The organism is Geobacillus sp. TFV-3 (genome assembly GCF_009901865.1).
Classification (GTDB): Bacteria; Bacillota; Bacilli; order Bacillales; family Anoxybacillaceae; genus Geobacillus; species Geobacillus thermoleovorans_A.
Window position 1 is genome coordinate 125,302 of record NZ_MPSP01000001.1, and the last position, 24,699, is coordinate 150,000.

Below are 24,699 nucleotides of genomic sequence, written 5' to 3' on the forward strand. Positions count from 1 at the left end.
GCTATGTATAATAGAAGAAGTGTGGGAAAAGCAAAGAAATCACTTGCAATCTTGCTTACATACCAGTATAATATCAAATGTTGGTCTTTGACTGCGATGAAGCGGAAGGTTGCTGACACACCCGGCCGCTTTGCCACGGCGGTGTGCAGGAAATTTCCGTGGAGAAGTCTATTTTCAAAATAGGCGAAGAAGGAGGGAAACCAAATGGCAAAAGAAAAAATTCGCATTCGTTTAAAAGCTTACGATCATCGAATTTTAGACCAATCGGCGGAGAAAATTGTGGAAACCGCAAAACGTTCCGGGGCAAAAGTGTCGGGGCCGATCCCGCTGCCGACGGAAAGAACGGTGTATACGATCTTGCGCGCCGTTCATAAGTACAAAGACTCCCGTGAACAATTCGAAATGCGGACGCATAAACGTTTGATCGACATCATCAACCCGACTCCGCAAACGGTTGATTCGTTAATGCGTCTCGATTTGCCGTCGGGCGTTGATATTGAAATTAAACTTTGATCGACTGGGAGGTGTGACACATGACGAAAGGAATCTTAGGAAGAAAGATCGGTATGACGCAAATATTTGCGGAAAATGGCGATTTGATTCCGGTAACCGTCATCCATGCGACGCCGAACGTCGTCCTGCAAAAGAAAACGATCGAAAACGACGGTTACGAAGCGATCCAATTAGGTTTTGAAGATATTAGCGAAAAACGCGCCAATAAACCGCAAATTGGCCATGCTGCCAAAGCTAACACGGCACCTAAGCGCTTCATTCGTGAAATCCGCGGCGCCAACATCGATGAATATGAAGTTGGCCAAGAAGTGAAAGTTGACATTTTCAGCGAAGGCGAAATTGTCGATGTCACGGGCATTTCGAAAGGGAAAGGCTTCCAAGGGGCGATTAAACGCCACGGTCAATCACGCGGGCCAATGGCTCACGGTTCCCGTTATCATCGCCGTCCGGGGTCGATGGGGTCCATCGCGCCAAACCGCGTTTTCAAAACGAAAAACTTGCCGGGCCGCATGGGCGGTGAGCGCGTGACGATCCAAAACTTGAAAATCGTGAAAGTGGATCCGGAACGCAACTTGCTGCTCATTAAAGGCAATGTGCCGGGGCCGAGAAAAGGCTTAGTCATCGTTAAAAGCGCCGTGAAAGCGGCGAAGAAGGCGAAATAACATCCGGCCAAGAAAGGAGGAACTACGTAATGCCAAAAGTAGCATTATACAACCAAAACGGTCAGACGATCGGCGAAATCGAGTTGAACGACGCCGTTTTTGGAATTGAACCGAATAGACATGTGTTGTTCGAAGCAGTGATTATGCAACGCGCCTCGATGCGTCAAGGAACGCATAAGACGAAAAACCGCGCTGAAGTGAGCGGCGGCGGCCGCAAGCCATGGCGCCAAAAAGGGACAGGACGCGCCCGTCAAGGTTCGATTCGCGCTCCGCAATGGCGCGGCGGCGGTACGGTCTTTGGTCCGGTTCCGCGCAGCTACAGCTACAAACTTCCGAAAAAAGTTCGCCGTTTAGCGATCAAATCGGCATTGTCTTCGAAAGTGCTCGAAAACGACATCGTTGTATTGGATCAATTGTCGCTTGAAGCACCGAAGACGAAGGAAATGGTCAAAATTTTAAACAATCTCGCAGTGGATCGGAAAGCACTCATTGTGACCGACGAGCTGAATGAGAATGTATATCTGTCGGCGCGCAACATTCCGGGCGTCAAAGTGGTGGCAGCCAACGGCATCAATGTGCTCGATGTGCTCAACCATGACAAACTCGTCATTACGAAGGCGGCCGTGGAGAAAGTAGAGGAGGTGCTTGCATAATGAAAGACCCTCGCGACATTATTAAGCGCCCCATCATCACGGAAAATACAATGAATTTGATCGGGCAAAAAAAATATACGTTTGAGGTCGACGTCAAAGCGAACAAGACGGAAGTGAAAGACGCCGTCGAGAAAATTTTTGGCGTTAAAGTAGCCAAAGTGAACATCATGAACTATAAAGGGAAATTTAAACGCGTCGGCCGCTACAGCGGCTATACGAACCGCCGCCGCAAAGCGATCGTCACGCTGACGCCGGACAGCAAAGAGATCGAACTGTTTGAAGTGTAACATAAACGATGAAGGAGGGACATTCCGATGGCGATCAAAAAGTACAAACCGACATCGAACGGCCGTCGCGGCATGACGGTGCTTGATTTCTCGGAAATTACGACGGATCAGCCGGAAAAATCGTTGCTTGCCCCGTTAAAGAAAAAGGCGGGCCGCAACAATCAAGGGAAAATTACGGTGCGCCATCAAGGCGGCGGCCATAAACGCCAATATCGGATTATCGACTTTAAACGCGACAAAGACGGAATTCCAGGACGCGTTGCTACGATTGAATACGATCCGAACCGTTCTGCCAATATCGCGCTCATCAACTATGCAGACGGTGAAAAACGCTACATTATCGCGCCGAAAAACTTGAAAGTCGGCATGGAAATCATGTCCGGTCCGGATGCGGACATTAAAATCGGCAATGCGCTTCCGCTTGAGAACATCCCAGTCGGTACGCTCGTCCACAACATTGAGCTGAAACCGGGCCGCGGCGGACAACTGGTGCGTGCAGCTGGTACATCGGCGCAAGTGCTCGGGAAAGAAGGAAAATACGTCATCGTTCGTTTGGCTTCCGGCGAAGTGCGCATGATTTTAGGCAAATGCCGTGCAACGGTTGGTGAAGTCGGCAACGAGCAACACGAACTTGTCAACATCGGGAAAGCAGGACGCGCCCGCTGGTTGGGGATTCGCCCGACAGTTCGCGGTTCGGTCATGAACCCGGTTGACCATCCGCACGGCGGTGGTGAAGGCAAAGCGCCAATCGGACGCAAATCGCCGATGACACCATGGGGCAAACCGACGCTTGGATACAAAACACGCAAAAAGAAAAACAAATCGGATAAATTCATCATCCGTCGCCGCAAGAAATAATGAACGAGCGCAATTCAGAAGGGAGGTTCACTTATGGGTCGCAGCTTGAAAAAAGGTCCGTTTTGCGATGAGCATTTGATGAAAAAAATCGAAAAACTGAATGCAACAGGGCAAAAACAAGTGATCAAAACGTGGTCTCGCCGTTCGACGATCTTCCCGCAGTTTGTCGGGCATACGATCGCGGTGTACGATGGCCGCAAACACGTTCCGGTCTACATCACAGAAGATATGGTCGGGCACAAACTCGGCGAATTTGCGCCGACGCGCACGTTCCGCGGCCATGCTGGCGATGACAAGAAAACGAAACGGTAATGAGAGGAGGTTCTAGATATGCAAGCTAAAGCTGTTGCAAGAACCGTTCGCATCGCTCCTCGTAAAGCGCGCTTAGTCATTGACTTGATTCGCGGGAAAGAAGTGGGCGAAGCGTTCGCTATTTTGCGCCATACACCAAAAGCAGCTTCCCCGATCATTGAAAAAGTGTTGAAATCAGCAGTTGCCAACGCTGAACACAACTATGACATGGACGTCAACAACTTGGTCATCACTCAAGCGTATGTCGACGAAGGCCCGACGCTGAAACGGTTCCGTCCGCGCGCCATGGGACGGGCAAGCGCCATTAACAAACGCACAAGCCATATTACGATCGTCGTTTCAGAAAAGAAGGAGGGATAATCCGTGGGTCAAAAGGTCAACCCGATCGGTCTGCGCATCGGCATCATTCGTGATTGGGAATCGAGATGGTATGCGGAAAAAGACTATGCAGATCTGTTGCTCGAAGACTTGAAAATCCGTGAATACATTAGCAAACGCCTGCAAGACGCGGCCGTCTCCCGCGTGGAGATTGAACGGGCAGCCAACCGCGTCAACGTAACGATCCATACCGCTAAACCGGGCATGGTCATCGGGAAAGGCGGTTCGGAAGTGGAAGCGCTCCGTAAAGCGCTCGCGCAATTGACCGGTAAACGCGTCCATATCAACATTGTAGAAATCAAAAAACCAGACTTGGATGCACGTCTTGTTGCTGAAAACATCGCTCGTCAGCTTGAAAACCGAGTATCGTTCCGCCGGGCGCAAAAACAAGCGATCCAACGTGCGATGCGCGCTGGGGCGAAAGGCATCAAAACGATGGTATCCGGCCGTTTGGGCGGGGCTGACATCGCTCGTTCGGAGCATTACAGCGAAGGGACGGTTCCACTCCATACGCTGCGCGCTGACATTGACTATGGAACGGCAGAAGCCGATACGACGTACGGAAAAATCGGCGTGAAAGTATGGATTTATCGTGGAGAAGTCCTTCCGACCAAGAAAAAAGCTGAGGAAGGAGGAAAATAATCATGTTAATGCCAAAACGCGTCAAATATCGCCGTGAACATCGCGGACGGATGAAAGGCCGGGCGAAAGGCGGCACGGAAGTTCATTTCGGTGAATTTGGGTTGCAAGCATTAGAATCAGCTTGGATTACGAACCGGCAAATCGAAGCAGCCCGCCGGGCGATGACCCGTTACATGAGACGGGGCGGGAAAGTATGGATCCGCATTTTCCCTTCCAAACCGTATACGGCAAAACCGCTTGAAGTGCGGATGGGTTCTGGTAAAGGGGCGCCGGAAGGCTGGGTCGCCGTTGTCAAACCAGGCAAAGTGATGTTTGAAGTGGGCGGTGTTTCTGAGGAAGTGGCACGTGAAGCATTGCGTCTCGCTTCTCACAAACTTCCGATCAAATGCAAATTTGTAAAACGTGAAGAAACTGGTGGTGAAGCGTAATGAAAGCGAAAGAAATCCGTGAGTTGACCACTGCCGAGATCGAACAAAAAATTAAAGCATTGAAGGAAGAATTGTTCAACCTTCGCTTCCAACTGGCCACAGGTCAATTGGAAAACACGGCGCGCATCCGCCAAGTGCGCAAAGACATCGCCCGCATGAAAACGATTATTCGCGAACGTGAGCTCGCTGCCAATAAATAATGTGTTTGAGAGGAGGTTTGTGGAATGAGCCAACGCAATCAACGCAAAGTGTACGTTGGGCGGGTTGTATCAGACAAAATGGACAAAACGATCACCGTGTTGGTCGAAACGTACAAAAAACATCCGCTGTACGGCAAACGCGTGAAATATTCGAAAAAATATAAAGCGCATGATGAACATAACATCGCTAAAGTCGGTGATATCGTGAAAATTATGGAAACTCGCCCGCTGTCGGCCACAAAACGCTTCCGCTTAGTGGAAGTCATCGAAAAAGCGGTTGTTCTGTAATCGTTCTTCACTGAGTTCGGAGAGATAATTCCGAAAGGAGGTTTCGTCGATGATTCAACAAGAATCTCGCTTGAAAGTAGCTGATAACTCTGGTGCACGCGAAGTGCTTGTCATTAAAGTGCTCGGAGGCTCGGGTCGCCGCTATGCGAATATCGGCGACGTCGTTGTGGCGACGGTCAAAGATGCGACACCAGGTGGCGTTGTTAAAAAAGGTCAAGTCGTGAAAGCAGTTGTTGTTCGTACGAAACGCGGGGTGCGCCGTCCGGACGGTTCGTACATCCGCTTTGACGAAAACGCCTGCGTCATCATCCGTGATGACAAAAGCCCGCGCGGCACGCGGATTTTCGGACCGGTTGCCCGCGAATTGCGCGATAAAGACTTCATGAAAATCATTTCTTTAGCCCCGGAAGTTATTTAATGGAACGGAACAGCGTTTCAAGGAGGTGCGAATGCGATGCATGTAAAAAAAGGCGATAAAGTGCAAGTAATCTCCGGCAAAGACAAAGGCAAACAAGGCGTCATCCTAGCGGCGTTTCCGAAGAAAAATCGCGTCATCGTTGAAGGCGTCAACATCGTGAAAAAGCATGCGAAACCGTCACAAGCCAACCCGCAAGGCGGCATCATTGAGAAGGAAGCGCCGATCCACGTCTCGAAAGTCATGCCGCTCGACCCGAAAACGGGTGAGCCGACGCGCATCGGCTACAAAATTGTCGACGGCAAGAAAGTGCGCTATGCGAAAAAATCCGGTGAGATTTTGGATAAATAACCGTGAAGCAGGAAGGGAGGTACTTTTATGAACCGCCTGAAAGAGAAGTATGTAAACGAAGTCGTACCTGCTCTCATGAGCAAGTTCAACTATAAATCGATCATGCAAGTACCAAAAATCGAAAAAATCGTCATCAACATGGGTGTCGGCGATGCGGTGCAAAACCCGAAAGCATTAGACAGCGCCGTTGAAGAGCTGACGCTGATCGCCGGTCAGCGTCCGGTGGTGACGCGTGCAAAAAAATCGATCGCCGGCTTCCGTCTTCGCCAAGGGATGCCGATCGGTGCGAAGGTGACGTTGCGCGGCGAACGGATGTATGAGTTTCTCGATAAGTTGATTTCGGTCTCGCTTCCGCGCGTGCGCGACTTCCGCGGCGTATCGAAAAAGTCGTTTGACGGCCGCGGCAACTATACGCTCGGCATTAAAGAACAGCTCATTTTCCCTGAGATTGACTACGATAAAGTGAACAAAGTGCGCGGCATGGACATCGTGATCGTCACAACGGCCAACACGGATGAAGAAGCTCGTGAACTGCTGGCGTTGCTCGGCATGCCATTCCAAAAATAATGATCCCATAACGCAAGGGAGGCGAAATCGTGGCTAAAAAATCGATGATCGCGAAACAAAAACGGACGCCGAAGTTTAAAGTGAGAGCGTACACCCGTTGCGAGCGCTGCGGCCGCCCGCACTCGGTCTATCGCAAATTCAAATTGTGCCGTATTTGTTTCCGTGAGCTCGCATACAAAGGTCAACTTCCAGGCATCAAAAAAGCCAGCTGGTAATCAACCCATTGATTGGGAAGGAGGTAAAACATAATGGTGATGACAGATCCAATTGCTGATATGCTGACTCGCATCCGCAATGCGAATATGGTGCGTCACGAAAAGCTCGAAGTCCCGGCTTCGAAAATCAAGCGGGAAATCGCGGAAATTTTAAAGCGCGAAGGGTTTATTCGTGATTATGAATATATCGAAGACAACAAACAAGGCATTCTCCGCATCTTCTTGAAATACGGTCCGAACAACGAACGTGTCATTACCGGGCTGAAGCGCATCAGCAAACCGGGGTTGCGCGTTTACGTCAAAGCCCATGAAGTGCCGCGCGTCCTGAACGGCTTAGGGATCGCGATTCTTTCGACATCGCAGGGCATCTTAACAGACAAAGAAGCACGGCAAAAAGGCACGGGCGGCGAAGTAATCGCCTACGTTTGGTAATCTATCTGCTTAAGAATGGAGGTGTTTTTGACATGTCACGTGTCGGCAAAAAACCAATTGAAATTCCTGCCGGTGTCACCGTTACGGTCAACGGCAACACGGTTACGGTCAAAGGGCCGAAAGGAGAGCTGACCCGCACGTTCCATCCAGATATGACGATCACGGTTGAGGGCAATGTCATCACGGTTACGCGTCCAAGCGATGAAAAACATCATCGCGCGCTCCATGGCACGACGCGCAGCTTGCTCGCCAACATGGTCGAAGGTGTTTCGAAAGGTTATGAAAAAGCGCTCGAACTCGTTGGTGTCGGGTACCGGGCGTCGAAACAAGGGAAAAAGCTTGTATTGAGCGTCGGTTATTCTCATCCGGTAGAAATTGAGCCGGAAGAAGGGCTTGAAATTGAAGTGCCATCCCAAACGAAAATCATCGTCAAAGGGGCAGACAAACAGCGCGTCGGCGAACTGGCCGCCAACATTCGCGCGGTTCGTCCGCCAGAGCCGTATAAAGGCAAAGGCATCCGCTACGAAGGTGAACTTGTGCGCCTGAAAGAAGGCAAAACTGGTAAATAACGCGGCATAGCGAAGCGAAAGGAGTGACATTCGATGATCACGAAAGTGGACCGAAACGCGGTTCGGAAGAAAAGACACGCGCGCATCCGCAAAAAAATCTTCGGCACGGCTGAACGTCCGCGGTTGAGCGTGTTCCGTTCAAATAAACATATTTACGCGCAAATTATTGATGATACAAAGTCGTCAACGATCGTCAGCGCCTCCACGTTGGATAAAGAGTTTGGCTTAGATTCGACGAACAACATTGAGGCAGCGAAAAAAGTCGGCGAACTTGTCGCCAAACGTGCGTTGGAAAAAGGTATTAAAAAAGTCGTGTTCGATCGTGGCGGGTATTTATATCACGGACGGGTAAAAGCTTTGGCAGACGCCGCCCGCGAAGCCGGCTTGGAATTCTAATTACAAAGGAGGGACAACGATGCGTCGTATCGATCCAAACAAACTTGAATTGGAAGAGCGTGTAGTCGCGGTCAACCGTGTAGCAAAAGTCGTGAAAGGCGGACGTCGCCTACGCTTTTCAGCTCTCGTCGTTGTCGGCGATAAAAACGGCCATGTCGGATTTGGCACTGGAAAAGCACAAGAGGTTCCAGAAGCGATCCGCAAAGCGATTGAAGATGCGAAGAAAAACTTAATTGAAGTGCCGATCGTCGGCACAACGATTCCGCATGAAGTCATCGGCCATTTCGGTGCCGGGGAAATCATTTTAAAACCCGCTTCCGAAGGTACCGGGGTCATCGCTGGGGGTCCGGCGCGTGCGGTGTTGGAGCTGGCGGGCATCAGCGACATCTTGTCGAAATCGATCGGCTCAAACACGCCAATCAACATGGTGCGCGCAACGTTTGATGGGCTGAAACAATTAAAACGCGCCGAAGACGTAGCGAGATTGCGCGGCAAAACAGTCGAGGAACTGTTAGGATAAGGAGGGAACGATCATGGCAAAAAAACTGGCGATTACCCTCACGCGCAGCGTGATTGGCCGTCCGGAAGACCAACGCGTTACCGTCAGAACGCTCGGCCTGCGAAAAATGCACCAAACGGTCATCCACAATGACAATCCTGCGATCCGCGGGATGATCAACAAAGTAGCCCACCTTGTCAAAGTGAAAGAAATCGAGGAATAATCATAAGGAGGTGCTTTGCCATGAAACTTCATGAATTGCAACCAGCGCCGGGATCCCGAAAGAAAGCTGTGCGCGTCGGCCGCGGGATCGGTTCGGGCAACGGCAAAACGTCCGGCCGCGGTCAAAAAGGTCAAAATGCCCGCTCGGGTGGAGGAGTTCGTCTTGGGTTCGAAGGCGGTCAAACCCCGCTGTTCCGCCGCTTGCCGAAACGCGGGTTTACGAACATCAATCGGAAAGAATATGCGGTCGTGAATCTGGAAAAACTAAACCGCTTTGAAGACGGAACGGAAGTAACGCCTGAATTGCTCCTTGAAACAGGCGTCATCAGCAAGCTGAAATCGGGCGTGAAAATTTTGGGCAAAGGCCAAATCGAGAAAAAGCTGACGGTCAAAGCGCATAAGTTCTCGGCATCGGCGAAAGAGGCCATTGAGGCGGCTGGCGGTAAAACTGAGGTGATTTAATGTTTCGGACAATCTCCAACTTTATGCGCGTCAGTGATATTCGAAACAAAATTATTTTCACTCTTCTTATGTTGATCGTGTTCCGCATTGGAACGTTCATTCCTGTTCCGGGCGTGAACGCGGATGTGTTGAAACTGCAAGATGAATTGAATGCATTCGGCGTCCTGAACATTTTCGGCGGCGGGGCGCTGCGAAACTTTTCGATTTTTGCCATGGGGGTTATGCCCTATATCACGGCATCGATTATCGTCCAGCTGCTGCAAATGGACGTTGTTCCAAAATTTACAGAGTGGTCGAAGCAAGGCGAGGTTGGCCGGCGTAAATTAGCTCAGTTTACCCGCTATTTCACGGTCGTGCTCGGGTTTATCCAAGCCATCGGCATGTCGTACGGCTTTAACAATTTAGCCGGGGGGATGTTGATCAAAAATCCGGGCATCGGCACGTATTTGCTGATCGCGGTTGTCTTGACCGCCGGCACCGCATTTTTAATGTGGCTCGGCGAACAGATCACCGCGAAAGGCGTGGGCAATGGCATTTCGATCATTATTTTCGCCGGGATTGTCTCAGGCATTCCGACGGTCTTGAACCAAATTTACGCCCAACAGTTTGAAAATGTCGGGGAAGATGTGTTTTTGCGCATCATCCGGCTCCTGCTTGTGGCGTTGGCAGTCGTTGCCGTCATCGTTGGTGTCATTTACATCCAGCAGGCGTTCCGGAAAATTCCGATTCAATACGCGAAGCGGCTTGAGGGCCGAAGCCCGGTGGGCGGCCACTCGACGCATTTGCCGCTCAAAGTGAACCCAGCGGGAGTCATTCCGGTCATTTTCGCTGTATCGTTTTTGATTGCACCACCGACAATTGCATCGTTTTTTGGCACGAATGATGTAACATTGTGGATTCGCCGAACGTTTGATTATACGCACCCGGTTGGGATGATCATTTACGTCGTGCTTATCATTGCGTTTACGTACTTTTATGCGTTTGTTCAAGTCAATCCGGAGCAGATGGCGGACAACTTGAAAAAACAAGGCGGCTACATCCCAGGGATTCGTCCTGGGAAAAACACACAAGAGTACGTGACGAGAATTTTATACCGGCTAACGCTTGTCGGATCAATCTTTTTGGCGGTTGTCGCTGTGCTGCCGGTGTTCTTTGTGAATTTTGCCAACTTGCCATCTTCCGCACGAATCGGCGGTACGAGCTTGCTTATTGTCGTCGGCGTGGCGCTTGAGACGATGAAACAGCTTGAGAGCCAGCTGGTGAAACGCCATTACCGTGGATTCATCAAATAAAGAAGGCAAGAACGGACGTCCCTTGCCGATAGGGGGAGTAAGGATGAATTTAGTGCTGATGGGGCTGCCGGGTGCCGGCAAAGGCACGCAAGCCGAGAAAATTGTCGAGGCTTACGGAATTCCGCACATATCAACGGGCGATATGTTTCGAGCGGCGATCAATGAAGGGACGCCGTTAGGGCTTCAGGCGAAGCAGTATATGGATCGCGGCGATCTCGTGCCGGATGAAGTGACGATCGGCATCGTCCGCGAACGGTTGAGCAAAGAAGATTGCCAAAATGGTTTTTTGCTCGATGGATTCCCGCGCACGGTTCCTCAGGCGGAAGCGCTCGAAACAATGTTGGCGGAAATCCGGCGCAAGCTTGACTATGTCATCCATATCGACGTTCGCCAAGAGGTCTTAATGGAGCGTCTGACCGGCAGACGCATTTGCCGCAATTGCGGAGCAACGTACCATCTCGTTTTTCATCCGCCGGCCAAACCAGGCGTATGCGATAAGTGCGGCGGCGAGCTGTACCAGCGCCCCGATGATAATGAAGCAACAGTGGCCAACCGGCTTGAAGTGAACATGAAACAAATGAAGCCGCTCCTTGATTTTTACGAGCAAAAAGACTATTTGCGCCACATTAACGGTGAACAGGAAATGGAAAAGGTGTTTGCGGATATTCGTGAATTGCTCGGGGGACTTGCTCGATGATTCGCTGCAAAACCGCGCAGGAAATTGCTTTGATGCGCGAGGCGGGAAAAATCGTTTCCCTTACGTTGAAAGAATTGCAAAAGCACATTCGCCCGGGAATCACGACAAAGGAACTGGACGCCATCGCGGAGGAAGTGATTCGTTCCCATGGCGCCATTCCGTCGTTTAAAGGATATCAAGGATTTCCGGGAAGCATTTGCGCCTCGGTGAATGAAGAGCTCGTGCACGGGATTCCCGGCGACCGCGTGCTGCAAGACGGCGATATTATTACGATCGATGTCGGCGCGCAGTATGAAGGCTATCACGCCGACTCGGCCTGGACGTATCCGGTTGGGGACATCGACGCCGAGACGAAGCGGCTGCTTGACGTGACAGAGCAATCGCTGTACGTCGGGCTCGCCGAGGCCAAACCGGGCGTTCGTTTAACGAACATCTCCCATGCGATTCAAACGTATGTCGAAGCGCACCACTTTTCCGTTGTCCGCGAGTATGTCGGGCACGGAATTGGTCAACACTTACATGAAGACCCACAAATCCCACATTATGGGCCGCCGAACAAAGGCCCCATTTTGCGGCCGGGAATGGCTCTGTGCATCGAGCCGATGGTCAATGCCGGCAGCCGTTACGTGAAAACGTTGGCCGACGATTGGACCGTCGTCACGGCCGATGGAAAACGGTGCGCCCATTTCGAACATACGATTGTCATTACAGAAGATGGCTGCGAAATTTTAACACATTGTGGAAATGAGTCTCCCACTTCATTAAGTGGGAAGGGGTAAACGTCTTCTCGATCATCATGGATATCGCGTTCGGTTTTGCGTAACACAATGTTACTCATTCGAAGGAGGGAGAGCCGCTCGATGGCGAAAGATGATGTAATCGAAGTGGAAGGCACCGTCATCGAAACATTGCCAAATGCGATGTTTCGTGTAGAATTAGAAAATGGGCATACGGTGTTGGCCCATGTGTCCGGCAAAATCCGCATGCACTTCATCCGCATTTTGCCTGGCGACCGGGTGACGGTGGAGCTGTCGCCGTACGATTTGACGCGTGGACGAATTACGTATCGGTATAAATAAAGGAATGCACTCCGTTCAATTAGGGAGGTAAACAACATGAAAGTAAGACCATCTGTCAAACCGATTTGCGAAAAGTGCAAAGTTATTCGCAGACGCGGTAAAGTCATGATCATTTGTGAAAATCCGAAACACAAACAACGCCAAGGGTAATTTCTAAGGAGGTGTATCATATGGCACGCATTGCTGGTGTCGATATTCCGCGTGATAAACGGGTAGTCATTTCGTTAACATACATTTATGGGATCGGCAAACCGACCGCACAAAAAATCTTAAAAGAAGCCGGTGTATCGGAAGACACACGCGTTCGCGACTTAACGGAAGAAGAGCTTAGCCGCATTCGTGAAATCGTCGGCCGCTTAAAAGTGGAAGGCGATTTGCGCCGGGAAGTATCGTTAAACATTAAACGTTTGATGGAGATCGGCTGCTATCGTGGTCTTCGCCATCGCCGCGGATTGCCGGTTCGCGGCCAAAACACGAAAAACAATGCCCGCACGCGCAAAGGTCCGCGCCGCACGGTAGCGAACAAGAAAAAATAATCACGCAAAGGAGGTCATTTGACGAATGGCACGCAGAACAAACACTCGTAAACGCCGGGTAAGAAAAAATATTGATACAGGCATCGCCCATATCCGTTCAACGTTCAACAACACGATCGTGACGATTACGGATGTTCATGGCAACGCCATTGCTTGGGCGAGCGCTGGCTCGCTGGGGTTCAAAGGTTCGCGCAAATCAACGCCGTTTGCGGCGCAAATGGCGGCTGAAGCAGCAGCGAAAGCGTCGATGGAGCATGGCATGAAAACGGTCGAAGTGAACGTCAAAGGTCCGGGGGCTGGCCGCGAGGCAGCGATCCGTGCATTGCAAGCAGCCGGGTTGGAAATTACGGCGATCAAAGACGTCACTCCAATCCCGCACAATGGATGCCGTCCGCCAAAACGTCGCCGCGTGTAACGCCCCTGTATAGAATTTGGGCCATTGTCAATAATGGGATATGATAAAGACCATGGCAGGCAAGCGTAAAGAGAGATTCATGGGGGAATGTTGTTAGGCGTGTACCGTTTGATCGGGGTTTCGACGTTTTGAAGGAGGGTATAATAATCGATGATTGAAATTGAAAAGCCGAAAATTGAAACGGTCGAACTGAGCGAAGATGCCAAATATGGCAAATTCGTCGTCGAACCGCTTGAGCGTGGATATGGTACAACCTTAGGGAACTCCTTGCGTCGTATCCTATTGTCTTCACTCCCTGGTGCAGCTGTAACATCGGTGCAAATCGACGGCGTCTTGCATGAGTTTTCAACGATTGACGGCGTCGTTGAAGATGTGACAGCCATCATTTTGAATATCAAAAAACTAGCGTTGAAAATTTATTCAGATGAAGAGAAAACGTTGGAGATTGATGTGCAGGGTGAAGGAGTTGTCACGGCTGCCGATATCACTCACGACAGCGATGTCGAAATTTTAAACCCGGACCTTCATATCGCGACGCTGGCGGAAGGCGGCCGCCTGCGCATGCGCATGACTGCCAAGCGGGGGCGCGGATATGTCCCGGCTGAGGCGAATAAGCGCGAAGACCAGCCCATCGGCGTCATTCCGATCGATTCTATTTATACGCCGGTCTCCCGAGTTTCTTATCAAGTCGAGAATACAAGGGTCGGCCAAGTGACGGACTATGACAAGCTGACCATTGATGTGTGGACGGATGGAAGCATCGGGCCGAAAGAGGCCATTTCCCTTGGAGCGAAAATTTTAACGGAGCACTTGAACATTTTTGTCGGCTTGACGGATGAAGCGCAAAACGCGGAGATCATGGTCGAGAAAGAGGACGATCAAAAAGAAAAAGTGCTCGAAATGACGATCGAGGAACTCGATCTTTCGGTTCGTTCCTACAATTGCTTGAAGCGGGCCGGCATCAACACTGTTCAAGAACTGACGCAAAAAACGGAAGAAGATATGATGAAAGTACGCAACCTCGGCCGCAAGTCGCTTGAGGAAGTGAAAGCGAAACTGGCTGAACTTGGTCTCAGCCTGCGCAAAGACGACTAAGCGCCGGCCTCCGCCGGCAAGCCGGAAACACACTTTCACCATATCGTTTTGATGATGACCACCATGAGGAACACATCACTTTAAAAGGGAGGGACATTTGATGTCGTACAGAAAATTAGGACGCACGACTTCGCAACGAAAAGCACTGCTTCGCGACTTGGCAACAGACTTAATCATCAACGAACGCATTGAAACGACGGAAGCGCGGGCGAAAGAACTGCGCTCGGTCATGGAAAAAATGATTACGCTCGGCAAACGCGGCGATTTGCATGCCCGCCGCCAAGCAGCGGCATTCATCCGCAAGGAGGTCGCCAACAGCGAAACCGGCCAGGATGCACTGCAAAAGCTGTTCAGCGACATTGCGCCGCGCTACCAAGATCGCCAAGGCGGCTATACGCGCATTATGAAACTTGGTCCTCGCCGCGGCGACGGGGCGCCGATGGTCATTATTGAACTCGTGTAACGGTTTCATTTCAACAAGGGCGAGACAGTTTCGTTTGAACTGGATCTATGCCCTTTTTTTGTTTACCATCATTTAGTAAGCCGCGTTTGCAACGCGGCGAAGGCGAAGCAAGGGGAAACGATCATGGCCGAACCAATCTTGTCGATCGAGGGAGTGTCCTTTCGCTATCCCAATCAATCCGACTATGCGGTGCAAAACGTCAGTTTCACGGCCGAGCGCGGGGAGTGGCTGGCGATCGTCGGCCATAACGGATCCGGCAAATCGACTATCGCTCGGATGCTGATGGGTTTGCTTCGGCCGGAGCGGGGCGCCATTCGCTTGTTTGGGCGCCTTTTGAACGACGCAACTGTTTGGGAGGTGCGCCGCCGCGTCGGCCTTGTGTTCCAGAATCCGGACAACCAGTTTGTCGGCGCGACCGTTGAAGACGACATCGCTTTTGCCCTGGAAAACAACGGCATTCCGCGCTCGGAAATGGTCGAGCGCATTCGCGAGGCCATTCGCCAAGTCCATATGGAACCGTTTCTCCATTATGAGCCGCACCGGCTGTCCGGCGGACAAAAGCAGCGCGTCGCCATCGCTGGCATTTTGGCGCTCCGCCCCGATATGATCATTTTGGACGAAGCGACATCGATGCTTGACCCGCGCGGAAGGGAAGAAGTGCTTGAGACGGTTCGCCGCCTAAACCGCCAGCAGCGCATTACGGTGTTGTCGATCACCCATGATTTGGAAGAAGCGGCGAAGGCAGACCGCCTCATTGTGATGAACAAAGGCGAAGTGATGGCAGAAGGGACGCCGGAGCAAATCTTTCGGCTCGGAAGCAAGCTCGAGCGCATCGGTCTTGATTTGCCGTTTGCCGTGAAAATGGGCAGCCGTTTGCGGGAACAAGGCATTCCGCTTCGGGTTGGATATTTTACGACAGAGGAGTTGGTCGAGGAGTTATGGACATTGTATTCGAAAAAGTAGAGCATGTGTACAACGCCCGTTCACCGCTTGCCCGTCGGGCGCTCTATGATGTCAATGTCGCAATCCGAAGCGGGGCGTACGTCGCCGTGGTTGGGCATACGGGCTCGGGAAAATCGACCCTCCTTCAGCATTTAAACGGCTTGCTGCAGCCGACAAGCGGCGCGGTGAAGATCGGCGAAGAGACGATCACGAGCAATAAGCGGCCAAAGCAGCTGAAACCGCTGCGCAAAAAGGTCGGGATCGTCTTCCAGTTCCCGGAGCATCAGTTGTTTGAAGAAACAGTGGAGAAAGATATTTGTTTTGGCCCGCTCAATTTTGGAGTGCCGGAAGACGAGGCGAAGCGGAAGGCGCGGGAGCTCATCAGGATTGTCGGATTGAGTGAAGATGTATTGGCGAAGTCCCCATTTGATTTGAGCGGAGGACAAATGCGGCGCGTCGCCATCGCTGGCGTGCTCGCGCTTGAACCAGAAGTGCTCGTGCTCGATGAACCGACCGCGGGCCTTGATCCGCGCGGTCGAAAAGAGATAATGGAGATGTTTTATCGCCTCCATCGTGAGAAGCAGTTGACAACCGTTCTCGTCACCCACAGCATGGAAGATGCAGCTCGGTACGCTGATGAGATCATCGTCATGCATGAAGGGACGGTATGGGGGCATGGAACGCCAGAAGAGATGTTTCGCGATGCTGACAAACTGGCTGCGATCGGTTTGAGCGTGCCGGAAACGGTCAAATTGAAACAGCAGCTCGAAAAGCGGTTCGGCGTTGTCATTCCGTCGCCATGCTTGACGTTGGAACAGACAGCGGAAGCCATCCAGCAATTGCTCTCCAAGGTGAGCGTCCATGACTAATCATTTGATTATCGGTCAATATGTGCCTGGTCATTCCGTCATTCATCGCTTAGACCCGCGCGCCAAACTATTGATCGTGTTTGCTTACGTCCTGATCGTCTTTTTGGCGAACAATGCGGCGACGTATGCACTGCTGTCGCTGTTTGCGTTTGCCTTTGCAACGCTGTCTCGCATTCCGTTTTCGTTCATTGCCCGCGGCTTGAAACCGATTTTATGGGTCGTTTTGTTTACATTGCTGTTGCATCTATTCATGACGAAAGAAGGAGACGTCATCTACCAAATCGGTGCGCTCTCTGTATATGAAGACGGCATCAAGCAAGGGATCTTTATTTCCCTAAGGTTTTTGCTCCTTGTATTGATGACGACGATGTTGACGTTGACGACGACGCCAATTGAAGTGACCGACGGCGTCGAAAGTTTGCTCGGGCCGCTCAAAAAGATGCGCGTTCCTGTCCATGAGCTCGCCTTGATGATGGCCATTTCGCTTCGATTCATTCCAACATTGATGGAAGAGACGGAAAAAATTATGAAAGCACAGGCGGCCCGCGGTGTGGATTTTTCTGGAGGCCGTTTTTCCGAACGGATGAAAGCCATTGTCTCACTGCTTGTGCCCCTGTTTATCAGCTCGTTCAAACGAGCCGATGAGCTGGCGATAGCCATGGAGGCGCGCGGCTACCGCGGCGGGGAAGGGCGGACGAAATTCCGCCAGCTCGCTTGGAAGCCGGTGGACATCGCGTTTTTAGCGGCCGTGGCGCTCTTGGCCGTATTGCTTTGTTTATTACGCTCATAGCGGAGGAAGGCCATGACACAACGGATCAAATGCATCATCGCCTATGATGGCACCCACTTTTCCGGCTACCAAATCCAGCCGGGAAAACGGACGGTGCAAGGCGAGTTTGAGGAAGTGCTTCGGCGGATGCATAAAGGGACGGAAGTGCGTGTGGCGGCTTCCGGAAGGACGGATGCCGGCGTTCATGCCTATGGGCAAGTGATCCACTTTGATACGCCGCTTTCCCTTTCCTCGGAGCAGTGGAAAAAGGCGTTGAACGCCCAGCTGCCGGATGATATCGTCGTTCGCTTTGTCCAGGAGGCCGATGCAGACTTCCACGCCCGTTTTTCGGCGAAAGCGAAAGAATACCGCTATAAAGTATGGACGGCTGCCGAGCGCGACGTGTTTCGCCGCCATTACTGCGCATGGCATCCATATTCGCTTCATATCAGCGCGATGAACGAGGCGCTTCGTTTGCTTCATGGAACACACGATTTTACAAGCTTTTGTTCCGCCAAAACGTCGATCGAAGACCGGGTGCGCACCATGTATCGGGCTGAAGTGAAGGCCGACGGCCCGATGCTCGAGTTTCGGTTTATCGGCAGCGGCTTTTTATACAACATGGTGCGCATTGTCGTTGGCACGGTGTTGGAGATCGGCCGAGGGAAGCGTTCTCCCGCCGACATTTCGACACTGCTTGCGGCGAAAGATCGGCGCCTCGCTGGTCCAACCGCGCCAGCCGAAGGTCTGTATTTATGGCGTGTATACTATGCGGATGAATGGTTAGAGCGTCAATTGGCGGATGGCTGATGTTTTCACCCTTATTTTCTAAGGCAACGAATCCTTGTGTAACATTTTCTTGACATTGGCGCGCCGGCAAGCTATTATATCATATGGCATGTATTTTCCACGATTAGCCCCGGACAATAATCGTGTTGAAATAAACGACCATTTGTTTGTTCATTTTTTATTTTAGGAGGGAACTGCATTGCGTACGACTTACATGGCGAAACCGAACGAAGTAGAGCGGAAATGGTACGTTGTCGACGCAGCTGGCAAAACGTTAGGCCGTTTAGCCAGCGAAGTAGCAGCGCTGTTGCGCGGCAAACATAAACCGACGTTCACTCCGCATGTTGACTGCGGGGACCACGTCATCGTCATCAATGCCGACAAAGTCGAACTGACAGGGAAAAAATTGACGAAAAAACTGTACTATCGCCACAGCTTACATCCAGGCGGTTTAAAAGTAAGAACAGCGCTGGAAATGCGTACGAACTACCCGGAACAAATGATCGAACGTGCCGTGCGCGGCATGCTTCCAAAAGGCAGCCTCGGCCGGCAAATGTTCAAAAAGTTGCACGTATACCGTGGAAGCGAACATCCGCATCAAGCGCAAAAACCAGAAGTGTACGAACTTCGCGGATAATTGACAAGGGAGGGTATTGATGTTGGCACAAGTACAATATTACGGCACAGGTCGTCGCAAAAGCTCGGTTGCCCGCGTCCGCCTCGTTCCAGGCGATGGACGCATCATCGTCAATAAACGAGACATTCGCGAATACATCCCGTCGGAAGCGCTCATCGAGATGGTGAAGCAGCCGCTCGTATTGACGGAAACGCTTGGCAACTATGACGTTTTGGTGAACGTCCAAGGCGGCGGATTTGCTGGCCAAGCCGGCGCCATTCGCCACGGCATCGCCCGCGCGTTGCTTGAAGTTGATCCGGAATTCCGCACGGTGCTGAAACGGGCCGGCTTGCTGACGCGCGATGCTCGCGTCAAAGAACGGAAAAAATACGGGCTCAAAGGCGCCCGCCGCGCTCCGCAATTCTCGAAACGTTAATCGCACGATGTTTCAACCCAGCCAATTCGGCTGGGTTTTTTGCTTATTTCTGCCTTTGGCCCGCGCGTATGATTGTGAGCGATCGTTAGACACTACATCATAAAGGAGCGTGAAAGACGATGGCAGTCATCACTTCATTGGCGGAAAAAAGGCAGGAAAAGCAGCTCCGTTACGAACGGAACATGTTGCGCGAACTCTCCCTTGAGAAGTTGCGGAACAAAGCGCTTGAGCACTTTGTTCCGTTTTATACGGCGTATCAAATGTTTCCGTCCGTTGTTGAGGAAGGCTGCATTGATCTGGCCATTGAAGCGTATTTGCTCGGCGCTCGCTACAGCCGATTCGGCTATTATGGGGAGCCGGCGGCCAGCGTACGCTGTCGATGTGCTCAAGAAGAAAAATATTTGATCGATACGCTGTTTGATTTTCTTTGCTTTTGGGGCCATATTGACGACGATTTCCTCAGCCAGTCGCTGTATGACGCGTGTGAACAATATATCGGCAGCTGGTGGACGGAAGGATTTGAGCGGGGCAAAAAACGGCGTCGTCTAAAACTTCGCTGAATGAGTTCTATTCCCGCGCCTTGTCCCATATAAGATAGAGAAGGGAAACGCGCGGGAGGAGAAACAATGAGAGAAAAATGGAAGTGGCTGGTCGCTTTTGCTGCCGTGGCCCTTATGAGCATTTTGCTGTTTCCACCCTTATTTTCCGAATTGACATCGACAAAACCGTGGAATCTTCCATTGTCTGGGAGAATCATTGTATTGGACCCCGGTCACGGTGGACCGGACGGCGGCGCTGTCGGCGGTGAGGTGGTGGAAAAGGATATCGCGCTCAACGTGGCGAAAAAGCTGCGCGATTATCTGCAGCAGCAAGGGGCGCTCGTCCTGATGACGCGCGAGACGGATCGGGACTTGGCCAGCCCGTCCACACGCGGCTACAGCCGGCGGAAAACGGAGGATTTGCTCGAACGAACAGCTTTTGTGAACCGCTCAAATGCCGATCTTTTCATCAGCATCCATCTCAACGCCATCCCGTCGCCGCGTTGGCGGGGGGCACAGACGTTTTATTACGGCTCGTTCATCGAAAACGAGCGGTTGGCGAAGTTTATTCAAGAGGAATTGCGGCGCAACTTGGAAAACACCCACCGGCTGGCGAAAATGATTGACACTGTCTATTTGCTGAAGCATGCCAACATTCCTGGTGCGCTCGTCGAGGTCGGTTTTTTGTCAAATCCAGACGAGCGGGAGCTTCTTGCGTCCGACGGCTACCAAACGAAGCTGGCCGCCTCGATTTATAAAGGAGTGCTCCGCTACTTTTCCAACGAACATACGCCTCGCGAGTAGCGGGGATTTTTTATGGCCGGAACAGAGGAGACAGACAGCCAACCGGCGTTGTTTCGCCAAAAGGAATTCAAAATCTCCCTTTTCAACTGCAGGGACGTGCGGGAGCAAGTCAAACATGGCGGCCGTCTGCCGATTTATGGTATGATAACATGTAGAAACGACCATTGATTTGCAAAAGGTTGGTGAATACGATGTTGACGGAAATTGAAGTGCGCGCCATTCTCGAAAAGATGAAAGATCCCTTTTTAAACAAAACGTTTAAAGAGACGAATGCCATCCAAGAAATCAAAATTAAGGAAGAGAAAAACCATGTCAGCGTGAAAATCGCTCTCGCCAAAACCGGCACGCCCGAGCAGCTTCGCGTGCAAACGGCGATCGTCCAGCAGCTGAAAGACGCGGGTGCTGCGACGGTCGGGCTGCGGTTTGCCGAACTGCCGCGCGACGTGGTGGAGAAATATAGCGAAAACAAGCAAAAAACGACGTATATCGCCATTGCCAGCGGCAAAGGCGGGGTCGGCAAGTCGACCGTTTCCGTCAATTTGGCCGTCGCACTCGCCCGGCTTGGCAAAAAAGTTGGGTTGATTGACGCGGACATTTATGGGTTCAGCGTTCCGGACATGATGGGAATCACCGAGCGCCCAACGGTGAGGGGCGATAAAATCATCCCAGTCGAACGGTTTGGCGTAAAAGTCATTTCGATGGCTTTTTTCGTCGAGGACAACGCCCCGGTCATTTGGCGCGGCCCGATGCTGGGGAAAATGTTGAACAACTTTTTCAAAGAAGTCGAATGGGGCGATTTGGATTATTTGCTGCTTGACTTGCCGCCTGGCACGGGCGACGTCGCCTTGGACGTCCATACGCTCTTGCCGTCGTGCAAAGAAATTATCGTTACGACTCCGCACCCGACCGCTGCGTTTGTCGCTGCCCGCGCTGGGGCAATGGCGCTGCGCACCGAACATGAAATTATCGGCGTGATCGAAAATATGTCGTACTACGAGAGCCGGAAAACGGGAGAAAGAGAGTATGTGTTTGGCAAAGGCGGCGGAGAAAAGCTGGCCAAAGAGCTGCAAACTGAGCTGTTAGGGCAGCTGCCGCTTCAGCAACCGGATTGGAACGACGACGACTTCGCTCCGTCCGTTTACGCAGAAGATCATCCGATCGGGAAAATTTATATGGATATTGCCCGCAAAATCGTTGCGAAATACTGATCGGTTTCACAAAAAGCGTCCGATGGCGAGAAACCGCCGATTAGAGCGTTCGTTGGCGGTTTTCAGCGCACGGACGCTTTTTTGTTTGATTAACCTCCTCCACCTTGTTGGTTGCCGGTGCTTTCTTCTCCTTCTCCCCCTTCCCCTCCGCCTTCTTCTCCTTGTTTTTCTCCGCCTTGCTGAACCTTTTCAGCTGCTTTCATCAACATATCTTGAATTTTCGCCTGATACAGCGGGCTGTTCAACGTTTCCGTGATCACCTTTTGCAAATGCTGGCGGAACTCTTTGCTTTTTAAGACATCGACCAAGGCTTTTTCCATTTCTGGATCTTTTAAAATATCGATCATCAGCGCCTGGTAATCGGGATCTTTCATGAGCGCCTTCATCATTTTTTCATGTTCTGCCTGCAGCCCTTTGGCAAAACTTTCCGCGAATTTCGGGTCTTTTAACGCACTTTCCCAGAACTTTTTTCCTTGATCGGATGTCAGCATTTGTTGCAGTGTTTCTTTTACAGTTTTTTGATCTATGACTAGTTGCTGTTTCATCTGATCTTCCGACATAATATCTTGAATTGCCTTTTTCCCCTCGTCCGTTTTTAAAATGTCAACAACCATCTTTTTCGTTTCGTCATAATCCGGGGAGGGGGGCTGATTTCTTGAGGGGCACAGGAACCAAGAACGAGAAAACTGAGCAAGAGGAGCGGTAGGCATTTGTTCATGAAAGTAAGCTCCTTTCTGCAAAAATCCCTCACCCTTAATATGAATGTTGGCGAAAAAAATATGCATGGGGGAGATCGGAGCTGGCTTTTTCACAAGGGCGCTGGTAAAATGGTAAGCGGGTTATGCTGAAATGATGGAGGATGAAGCTGTGAACAGCCGCAAATGGGTGCGTTTATTTTTATCGACGCTGCTGATCGGCGGCATCGCCACGGCGGCCGTCGGCATTGTTTTCAACTGGGAAGAATTCGGGCGCTTGCTGTTGAGCCTAGAAATGGTCCAATTTATGGCTGTTTTGTTATGGCATATCGGCGTTGGCTTTATTTTCAGCGTCATCAGTCAGGCGGGGTTTTTTGCTTATTTAACCGTCCATCGGTTCGGGCTTGGCATCTTCCGTTCGTTATGGAACGCTGTACAGCTTGTTTTGATTATGTTTGTGCTGTTTGATTTAGTGTATTTCCGTTACATGGCGTTTGCAGACAAGGGTGATTCGATCATCCCGTACATGCTAGTGGCGTTGTTCATTTTGGCAGTTGGGTTGGCTGTTGCCTACGTCAAGAGCGCACAGACGAACAAAGGGGCGTTCGTCCCGGCTTTGTTCTTTATGGTCGTCGTGACGGTCATTGAATGGTTTCCCGTGTTGCGCATCAACGACCGCGATTGGCTGTATTTGATGCTCATTCCTTTATTAGTATGCAATGCATATCAGCTTCTTATACTGCATAAATTGACAGGCGGCGCGAAACAATAAGAAAGCAAGGCGCCGCCTGTTTTTTATGGCAGTGTGCAAAAGGCGGCCGGATGTAAGGTTGCCTGCGGCGCGATCGTATCGCACCGGTCAAGATTCTGCGAGAACGCGTCACTCAATCCCACGGCTTTCCGCCTCGCCGTTTGCCAACAGCTCAGAGAGGCTGGCGTTCTTATAGCCGTTTTCCTTTATGGAAGCGATAATTTTCGGCAACGCTTTCGCCGTTTGCTTTGCCGAATCAGAAGCGTGAAGGAGTATGATATCCCCAGGTTCCATGTCGCTCGTGACGTTCTCGACAATTTTGTCTGTTCCAGGATTGAGCCAATCTTTTGAATCAATGCTCCAATGGACGACGGTGTAACCGAGGGACTGGGCAACCTTTAACACATTTTTGTTGAAGTTTCCTCCTGGAGGGCGCAGCAGTTCCACTTGTTTAATTCCCAACATATCGAACACTTTTTTCGCCATCATTAAGTCTTGACGGATTTTAGCGTTCTCTAGTTCCGTATAGTTGACAAAGTTATACCCCATGCTGCCGATTTCATGTCCCTCCTCTTTGATCCGCTTCACCACGGCTGGATGGCGTTCAGCCCAAGAGGCGGATAAAAAAAAGGTTGCGTTTTGAATCCCGTGCTGCTTCAAGACATCCAAAATTTTGTCTGCGTTCTCGTCTCCCCAGCTGATATCGAACGTCAACGCCACCTCATTGCGGGCGTTGTCTACTTTGTACACCGCCTTCGGTCCGGAAGGAAGCGAAAAAACCGGACGGTTTATTTCGTAAGCGTACAAGACGATAGCAGTGAAAAAGGCGGAGCAGATAATAATGAGAGCTTTTTTCAGCGTTCGCCCGTTCAGCGTGTAAAACATGGCATCGGTCCCCCTTTTTTGCATTGGAAAATCGTTGTCCTACTAAATCTTTATGCGGACAGCCATGGAGGTTATGAAACATATTTGCCATACCTCTTGCTCTCAAAGAGATGGAGACAATCATAGGAATAAGTTGGTGTTTGTGCCCCGAATTCCTTTGAGAGCTACATTCCTTTGGCCAACAATCGTAGATTCATCTCCACGTTAATCAGATGGCTGTTTGAAACACCTTCCCCTTGCAGATATGCAATATAGTCGCGATAATGAGACCGTTTTAACTGAAAAAGATCCCTCACTCCTTGTTTTTTCAACCATTCCGCAAAGTTTTGGCAATAAGACAGAGCGTGTTTCATCTGTGTCGTTGAATGAATACCTGTTTCCTTTCCTCGATCCCGAAGGTCGTTTCTTAGAAATCCCATGACAGTGGATTTTCTGTAACGCGACTGTCACTTGGTATTTAAGGTATTGCC

The 24,699-nt window shown here is 51.0% G+C and carries 41 protein-coding genes and 1 pseudogene; 40 read left to right on the forward strand and 2 right to left on the reverse strand.

Annotated features, from left to right (window positions below):
* Nucleotides 1-204 precede the first annotated feature (204 nt).
* The 39 genes from rpsJ to BJQ97_RS00835 all read left to right on the forward strand — a co-directional run bounded on the left by rpsJ (nucleotide 205) and on the right by BJQ97_RS00835 (nucleotide 21,898).
* Complete coding sequence (rpsJ, locus tag BJQ97_RS00645) at nucleotides 205-513, forward strand: 30S ribosomal protein S10 (protein ID WP_008881945.1); 309 nt, start codon at nucleotides 205-207, stop codon at nucleotides 511-513.
* Between the two features lie 20 nt (nucleotides 514-533).
* Nucleotides 534-1,175 carry a 50S ribosomal protein L3 gene (gene rplC / locus BJQ97_RS00650; protein WP_011229620.1) on the forward strand — a complete coding sequence of 214 codons (642 nt, stop codon included), beginning with the start codon at nucleotides 534-536 and terminating at the stop codon, nucleotides 1,173-1,175.
* Between the two features lie 29 nt (nucleotides 1,176-1,204).
* Complete coding sequence (rplD, locus tag BJQ97_RS00655; protein ID WP_160155148.1) at nucleotides 1,205-1,828, forward strand: 50S ribosomal protein L4; 624 nt, start codon at nucleotides 1,205-1,207, stop codon at nucleotides 1,826-1,828.
* Nucleotides 1,828-2,115: a 50S ribosomal protein L23 gene (rplW, locus tag BJQ97_RS00660; protein WP_011229622.1), complete on the forward strand. Its 288-nt coding sequence runs from the start codon at nucleotides 1,828-1,830 to the stop codon at nucleotides 2,113-2,115. The genes rplD and rplW overlap by 1 nt, the downstream gene beginning before the upstream one ends.
* Before the next feature lie 27 nt (nucleotides 2,116-2,142).
* The gene (gene rplB / locus BJQ97_RS00665) at nucleotides 2,143-2,973 is read left to right on the forward strand and encodes a 50S ribosomal protein L2 (protein ID WP_011229623.1); all 831 of its coding nucleotides are present in this window, start codon (nucleotides 2,143-2,145) and stop codon (nucleotides 2,971-2,973) included.
* Nucleotides 2,974-3,006: 33 nt separating this feature from the next.
* Entirely contained in the window at nucleotides 3,007-3,285 is a 279-nt protein-coding gene (rpsS, locus tag BJQ97_RS00670; protein ID WP_011229624.1) for a 30S ribosomal protein S19, read from the forward strand.
* A gap of 18 nt (nucleotides 3,286-3,303) precedes the next feature.
* Nucleotides 3,304-3,645: a 50S ribosomal protein L22 gene (gene rplV / locus BJQ97_RS00675; protein WP_011229625.1), complete on the forward strand. Its 342-nt coding sequence runs from the start codon at nucleotides 3,304-3,306 to the stop codon at nucleotides 3,643-3,645.
* A 3-nt stretch (nucleotides 3,646-3,648) separates the two neighbouring features.
* Complete coding sequence (rpsC, locus tag BJQ97_RS00680) at nucleotides 3,649-4,305, forward strand: 30S ribosomal protein S3 (protein ID WP_160155149.1); 657 nt, start codon at nucleotides 3,649-3,651, stop codon at nucleotides 4,303-4,305.
* A 2-nt stretch (nucleotides 4,306-4,307) separates the two neighbouring features.
* Nucleotides 4,308-4,733: a 50S ribosomal protein L16 gene (gene rplP, locus BJQ97_RS00685; RefSeq protein WP_011229627.1), complete on the forward strand. Its 426-nt coding sequence runs from the start codon at nucleotides 4,308-4,310 to the stop codon at nucleotides 4,731-4,733.
* Entirely contained in the window at nucleotides 4,733-4,933 is a 201-nt protein-coding gene (rpmC, locus tag BJQ97_RS00690) for a 50S ribosomal protein L29 (protein WP_011229628.1), read from the forward strand. Before rplP ends, rpmC begins: the two co-directional genes overlap by 1 nt.
* Before the next feature lie 24 nt (nucleotides 4,934-4,957).
* Nucleotides 4,958-5,221, forward strand: a complete 264-nt coding sequence (gene rpsQ, locus BJQ97_RS00695) for a 30S ribosomal protein S17 (protein WP_011229629.1) — start codon at nucleotides 4,958-4,960, stop codon at nucleotides 5,219-5,221.
* 49 nt (nucleotides 5,222-5,270) lie between these two features.
* The gene (gene rplN, locus BJQ97_RS00700; RefSeq protein ID WP_011229630.1) at nucleotides 5,271-5,639 is read left to right on the forward strand and encodes a 50S ribosomal protein L14; all 369 of its coding nucleotides are present in this window, start codon (nucleotides 5,271-5,273) and stop codon (nucleotides 5,637-5,639) included.
* A 36-nt stretch (nucleotides 5,640-5,675) separates the two neighbouring features.
* Entirely contained in the window at nucleotides 5,676-5,987 is a 312-nt protein-coding gene (rplX, locus tag BJQ97_RS00705; RefSeq protein ID WP_011229631.1) for a 50S ribosomal protein L24, read from the forward strand.
* Between the two features lie 27 nt (nucleotides 5,988-6,014).
* On the forward strand, nucleotides 6,015-6,554 hold the full coding sequence (gene rplE / locus BJQ97_RS00710; protein ID WP_012820489.1) for a 50S ribosomal protein L5: 540 nt from the start codon (nucleotides 6,015-6,017) through the stop codon (nucleotides 6,552-6,554).
* Nucleotides 6,555-6,583: 29 nt separating this feature from the next.
* Nucleotides 6,584-6,769: a type Z 30S ribosomal protein S14 gene (locus BJQ97_RS00715; protein ID WP_003247599.1), complete on the forward strand. Its 186-nt coding sequence runs from the start codon at nucleotides 6,584-6,586 to the stop codon at nucleotides 6,767-6,769.
* Nucleotides 6,770-6,802: 33 nt separating this feature from the next.
* Nucleotides 6,803-7,201, forward strand: coding sequence for a 30S ribosomal protein S8 (gene rpsH, locus BJQ97_RS00720; RefSeq protein WP_012820490.1), 399 nt, complete (start codon nucleotides 6,803-6,805; stop codon nucleotides 7,199-7,201).
* Nucleotides 7,202-7,233: 32 nt separating this feature from the next.
* Complete coding sequence (gene rplF / locus BJQ97_RS00725) at nucleotides 7,234-7,770, forward strand: 50S ribosomal protein L6 (RefSeq protein WP_011229634.1); 537 nt, start codon at nucleotides 7,234-7,236, stop codon at nucleotides 7,768-7,770.
* Between the two features lie 33 nt (nucleotides 7,771-7,803).
* On the forward strand, nucleotides 7,804-8,166 hold the full coding sequence (gene rplR, locus BJQ97_RS00730) for a 50S ribosomal protein L18 (protein ID WP_011229635.1): 363 nt from the start codon (nucleotides 7,804-7,806) through the stop codon (nucleotides 8,164-8,166).
* A gap of 19 nt (nucleotides 8,167-8,185) precedes the next feature.
* Nucleotides 8,186-8,686 (forward strand): 30S ribosomal protein S5, encoded by a 501-nt coding sequence (gene rpsE / locus BJQ97_RS00735; protein ID WP_011229636.1) that lies wholly within the window; start codon nucleotides 8,186-8,188, stop codon nucleotides 8,684-8,686.
* Between the two features lie 13 nt (nucleotides 8,687-8,699).
* A complete protein-coding gene (rpmD, locus tag BJQ97_RS00740) occupies nucleotides 8,700-8,888 on the forward strand; it encodes a 50S ribosomal protein L30 (RefSeq protein ID WP_011229637.1) in 189 nt (62 codons plus the stop codon).
* A gap of 20 nt (nucleotides 8,889-8,908) precedes the next feature.
* Nucleotides 8,909-9,349: a 50S ribosomal protein L15 gene (gene rplO, locus BJQ97_RS00745; RefSeq protein ID WP_011229638.1), complete on the forward strand. Its 441-nt coding sequence runs from the start codon at nucleotides 8,909-8,911 to the stop codon at nucleotides 9,347-9,349.
* A complete protein-coding gene (gene secY / locus BJQ97_RS00750; protein WP_160155150.1) occupies nucleotides 9,349-10,641 on the forward strand; it encodes a preprotein translocase subunit SecY in 1,293 nt (430 codons plus the stop codon). The genes rplO and secY overlap by 1 nt, the downstream gene beginning before the upstream one ends.
* Nucleotides 10,642-10,684: 43 nt before the next feature.
* Nucleotides 10,685-11,338, forward strand: coding sequence for an adenylate kinase (locus BJQ97_RS00755; protein ID WP_160155151.1), 654 nt, complete (start codon nucleotides 10,685-10,687; stop codon nucleotides 11,336-11,338).
* Entirely contained in the window at nucleotides 11,335-12,117 is a 783-nt protein-coding gene (gene map, locus BJQ97_RS00760) for a type I methionyl aminopeptidase (protein ID WP_160155152.1), read from the forward strand. The genes BJQ97_RS00755 and map overlap by 4 nt, the downstream gene beginning before the upstream one ends.
* A gap of 81 nt (nucleotides 12,118-12,198) precedes the next feature.
* Nucleotides 12,199-12,417, forward strand: a complete 219-nt coding sequence (gene infA / locus BJQ97_RS00765) for a translation initiation factor IF-1 (protein WP_011229642.1) — start codon at nucleotides 12,199-12,201, stop codon at nucleotides 12,415-12,417.
* Nucleotides 12,418-12,453: 36 nt separating this feature from the next.
* Nucleotides 12,454-12,567 (forward strand): 50S ribosomal protein L36, encoded by a 114-nt coding sequence (rpmJ, locus tag BJQ97_RS00770; protein ID WP_011229643.1) that lies wholly within the window; start codon nucleotides 12,454-12,456, stop codon nucleotides 12,565-12,567.
* Nucleotides 12,568-12,587: 20 nt separating this feature from the next.
* Nucleotides 12,588-12,953, forward strand: a complete 366-nt coding sequence (gene rpsM / locus BJQ97_RS00775) for a 30S ribosomal protein S13 (protein ID WP_015373728.1) — start codon at nucleotides 12,588-12,590, stop codon at nucleotides 12,951-12,953.
* Nucleotides 12,954-12,978: 25 nt separating this feature from the next.
* Nucleotides 12,979-13,368 carry a 30S ribosomal protein S11 gene (gene rpsK / locus BJQ97_RS00780; RefSeq protein ID WP_011229644.1) on the forward strand — a complete coding sequence of 130 codons (390 nt, stop codon included), beginning with the start codon at nucleotides 12,979-12,981 and terminating at the stop codon, nucleotides 13,366-13,368.
* Between the two features lie 150 nt (nucleotides 13,369-13,518).
* A complete protein-coding gene (locus tag BJQ97_RS00785) occupies nucleotides 13,519-14,463 on the forward strand; it encodes a DNA-directed RNA polymerase subunit alpha (RefSeq protein WP_011229645.1) in 945 nt (314 codons plus the stop codon).
* Between the two features lie 100 nt (nucleotides 14,464-14,563).
* Complete coding sequence (gene rplQ, locus BJQ97_RS00790; RefSeq protein WP_011229646.1) at nucleotides 14,564-14,926, forward strand: 50S ribosomal protein L17; 363 nt, start codon at nucleotides 14,564-14,566, stop codon at nucleotides 14,924-14,926.
* A gap of 123 nt (nucleotides 14,927-15,049) precedes the next feature.
* Nucleotides 15,050-15,889 carry an energy-coupling factor ABC transporter ATP-binding protein gene (locus BJQ97_RS00795; protein WP_160155153.1) on the forward strand — a complete coding sequence of 280 codons (840 nt, stop codon included), beginning with the start codon at nucleotides 15,050-15,052 and terminating at the stop codon, nucleotides 15,887-15,889.
* Nucleotides 15,865-16,737, forward strand: coding sequence for an energy-coupling factor ABC transporter ATP-binding protein (locus BJQ97_RS00800; protein ID WP_160155154.1), 873 nt, complete (start codon nucleotides 15,865-15,867; stop codon nucleotides 16,735-16,737). Before BJQ97_RS00795 ends, BJQ97_RS00800 begins: the two co-directional genes overlap by 25 nt.
* Nucleotides 16,730-17,527, forward strand: coding sequence for an energy-coupling factor transporter transmembrane component T family protein (locus BJQ97_RS00805; protein ID WP_160155155.1), 798 nt, complete (start codon nucleotides 16,730-16,732; stop codon nucleotides 17,525-17,527). Before BJQ97_RS00800 ends, BJQ97_RS00805 begins: the two co-directional genes overlap by 8 nt.
* 12 nt (nucleotides 17,528-17,539) lie before the next feature.
* Entirely contained in the window at nucleotides 17,540-18,316 is a 777-nt protein-coding gene (gene truA / locus BJQ97_RS00810) for a tRNA pseudouridine(38-40) synthase TruA (RefSeq protein WP_160155156.1), read from the forward strand.
* Nucleotides 18,317-18,494: 178 nt separating this feature from the next.
* Entirely contained in the window at nucleotides 18,495-18,932 is a 438-nt protein-coding gene (gene rplM, locus BJQ97_RS00815) for a 50S ribosomal protein L13 (RefSeq protein ID WP_008881912.1), read from the forward strand.
* 22 nt (nucleotides 18,933-18,954) lie between these two features.
* Entirely contained in the window at nucleotides 18,955-19,347 is a 393-nt protein-coding gene (gene rpsI / locus BJQ97_RS00820; RefSeq protein ID WP_160157507.1) for a 30S ribosomal protein S9, read from the forward strand.
* A 119-nt stretch (nucleotides 19,348-19,466) separates the two neighbouring features.
* Nucleotides 19,467-19,907, forward strand: a complete 441-nt coding sequence (locus tag BJQ97_RS00825; protein WP_160155157.1) for a YbaK family protein — start codon at nucleotides 19,467-19,469, stop codon at nucleotides 19,905-19,907.
* 66 nt (nucleotides 19,908-19,973) lie between these two features.
* Complete coding sequence (gene cwlD, locus BJQ97_RS00830) at nucleotides 19,974-20,690, forward strand: N-acetylmuramoyl-L-alanine amidase CwlD (RefSeq protein ID WP_160155158.1); 717 nt, start codon at nucleotides 19,974-19,976, stop codon at nucleotides 20,688-20,690.
* Between the two features lie 191 nt (nucleotides 20,691-20,881).
* Nucleotides 20,882-21,898 carry an Mrp/NBP35 family ATP-binding protein gene (locus tag BJQ97_RS00835; RefSeq protein WP_160155159.1) on the forward strand — a complete coding sequence of 339 codons (1,017 nt, stop codon included), beginning with the start codon at nucleotides 20,882-20,884 and terminating at the stop codon, nucleotides 21,896-21,898.
* Between the two features lie 89 nt (nucleotides 21,899-21,987).
* Here the strand turns inward: BJQ97_RS00835 and gerD are convergent.
* Nucleotides 21,988-22,616 (reverse strand): annotated as a pseudogene (gene gerD, locus BJQ97_RS00840) (spore germination lipoprotein GerD).
* 149 nt (nucleotides 22,617-22,765) lie between these two features.
* On the opposite strand from gerD, the gene BJQ97_RS00845 reads away from it, so the two are divergent.
* Nucleotides 22,766-23,365 (forward strand): KinB-signaling pathway activation protein, encoded by a 600-nt coding sequence (locus tag BJQ97_RS00845; RefSeq protein ID WP_160155160.1) that lies wholly within the window; start codon nucleotides 22,766-22,768, stop codon nucleotides 23,363-23,365.
* Between the two features lie 108 nt (nucleotides 23,366-23,473).
* Here BJQ97_RS00845 and pdaB read toward each other — a convergent pair whose 3' ends face one another.
* Nucleotides 23,474-24,229 carry a polysaccharide deacetylase family sporulation protein PdaB gene (gene pdaB / locus BJQ97_RS00850; RefSeq protein ID WP_160155161.1) on the reverse strand — a complete coding sequence of 252 codons (756 nt, stop codon included), beginning with the start codon at nucleotides 24,227-24,229 and terminating at the stop codon, nucleotides 23,474-23,476.
* Between the last annotated feature and the right edge of the window lie 470 nt (nucleotides 24,230-24,699).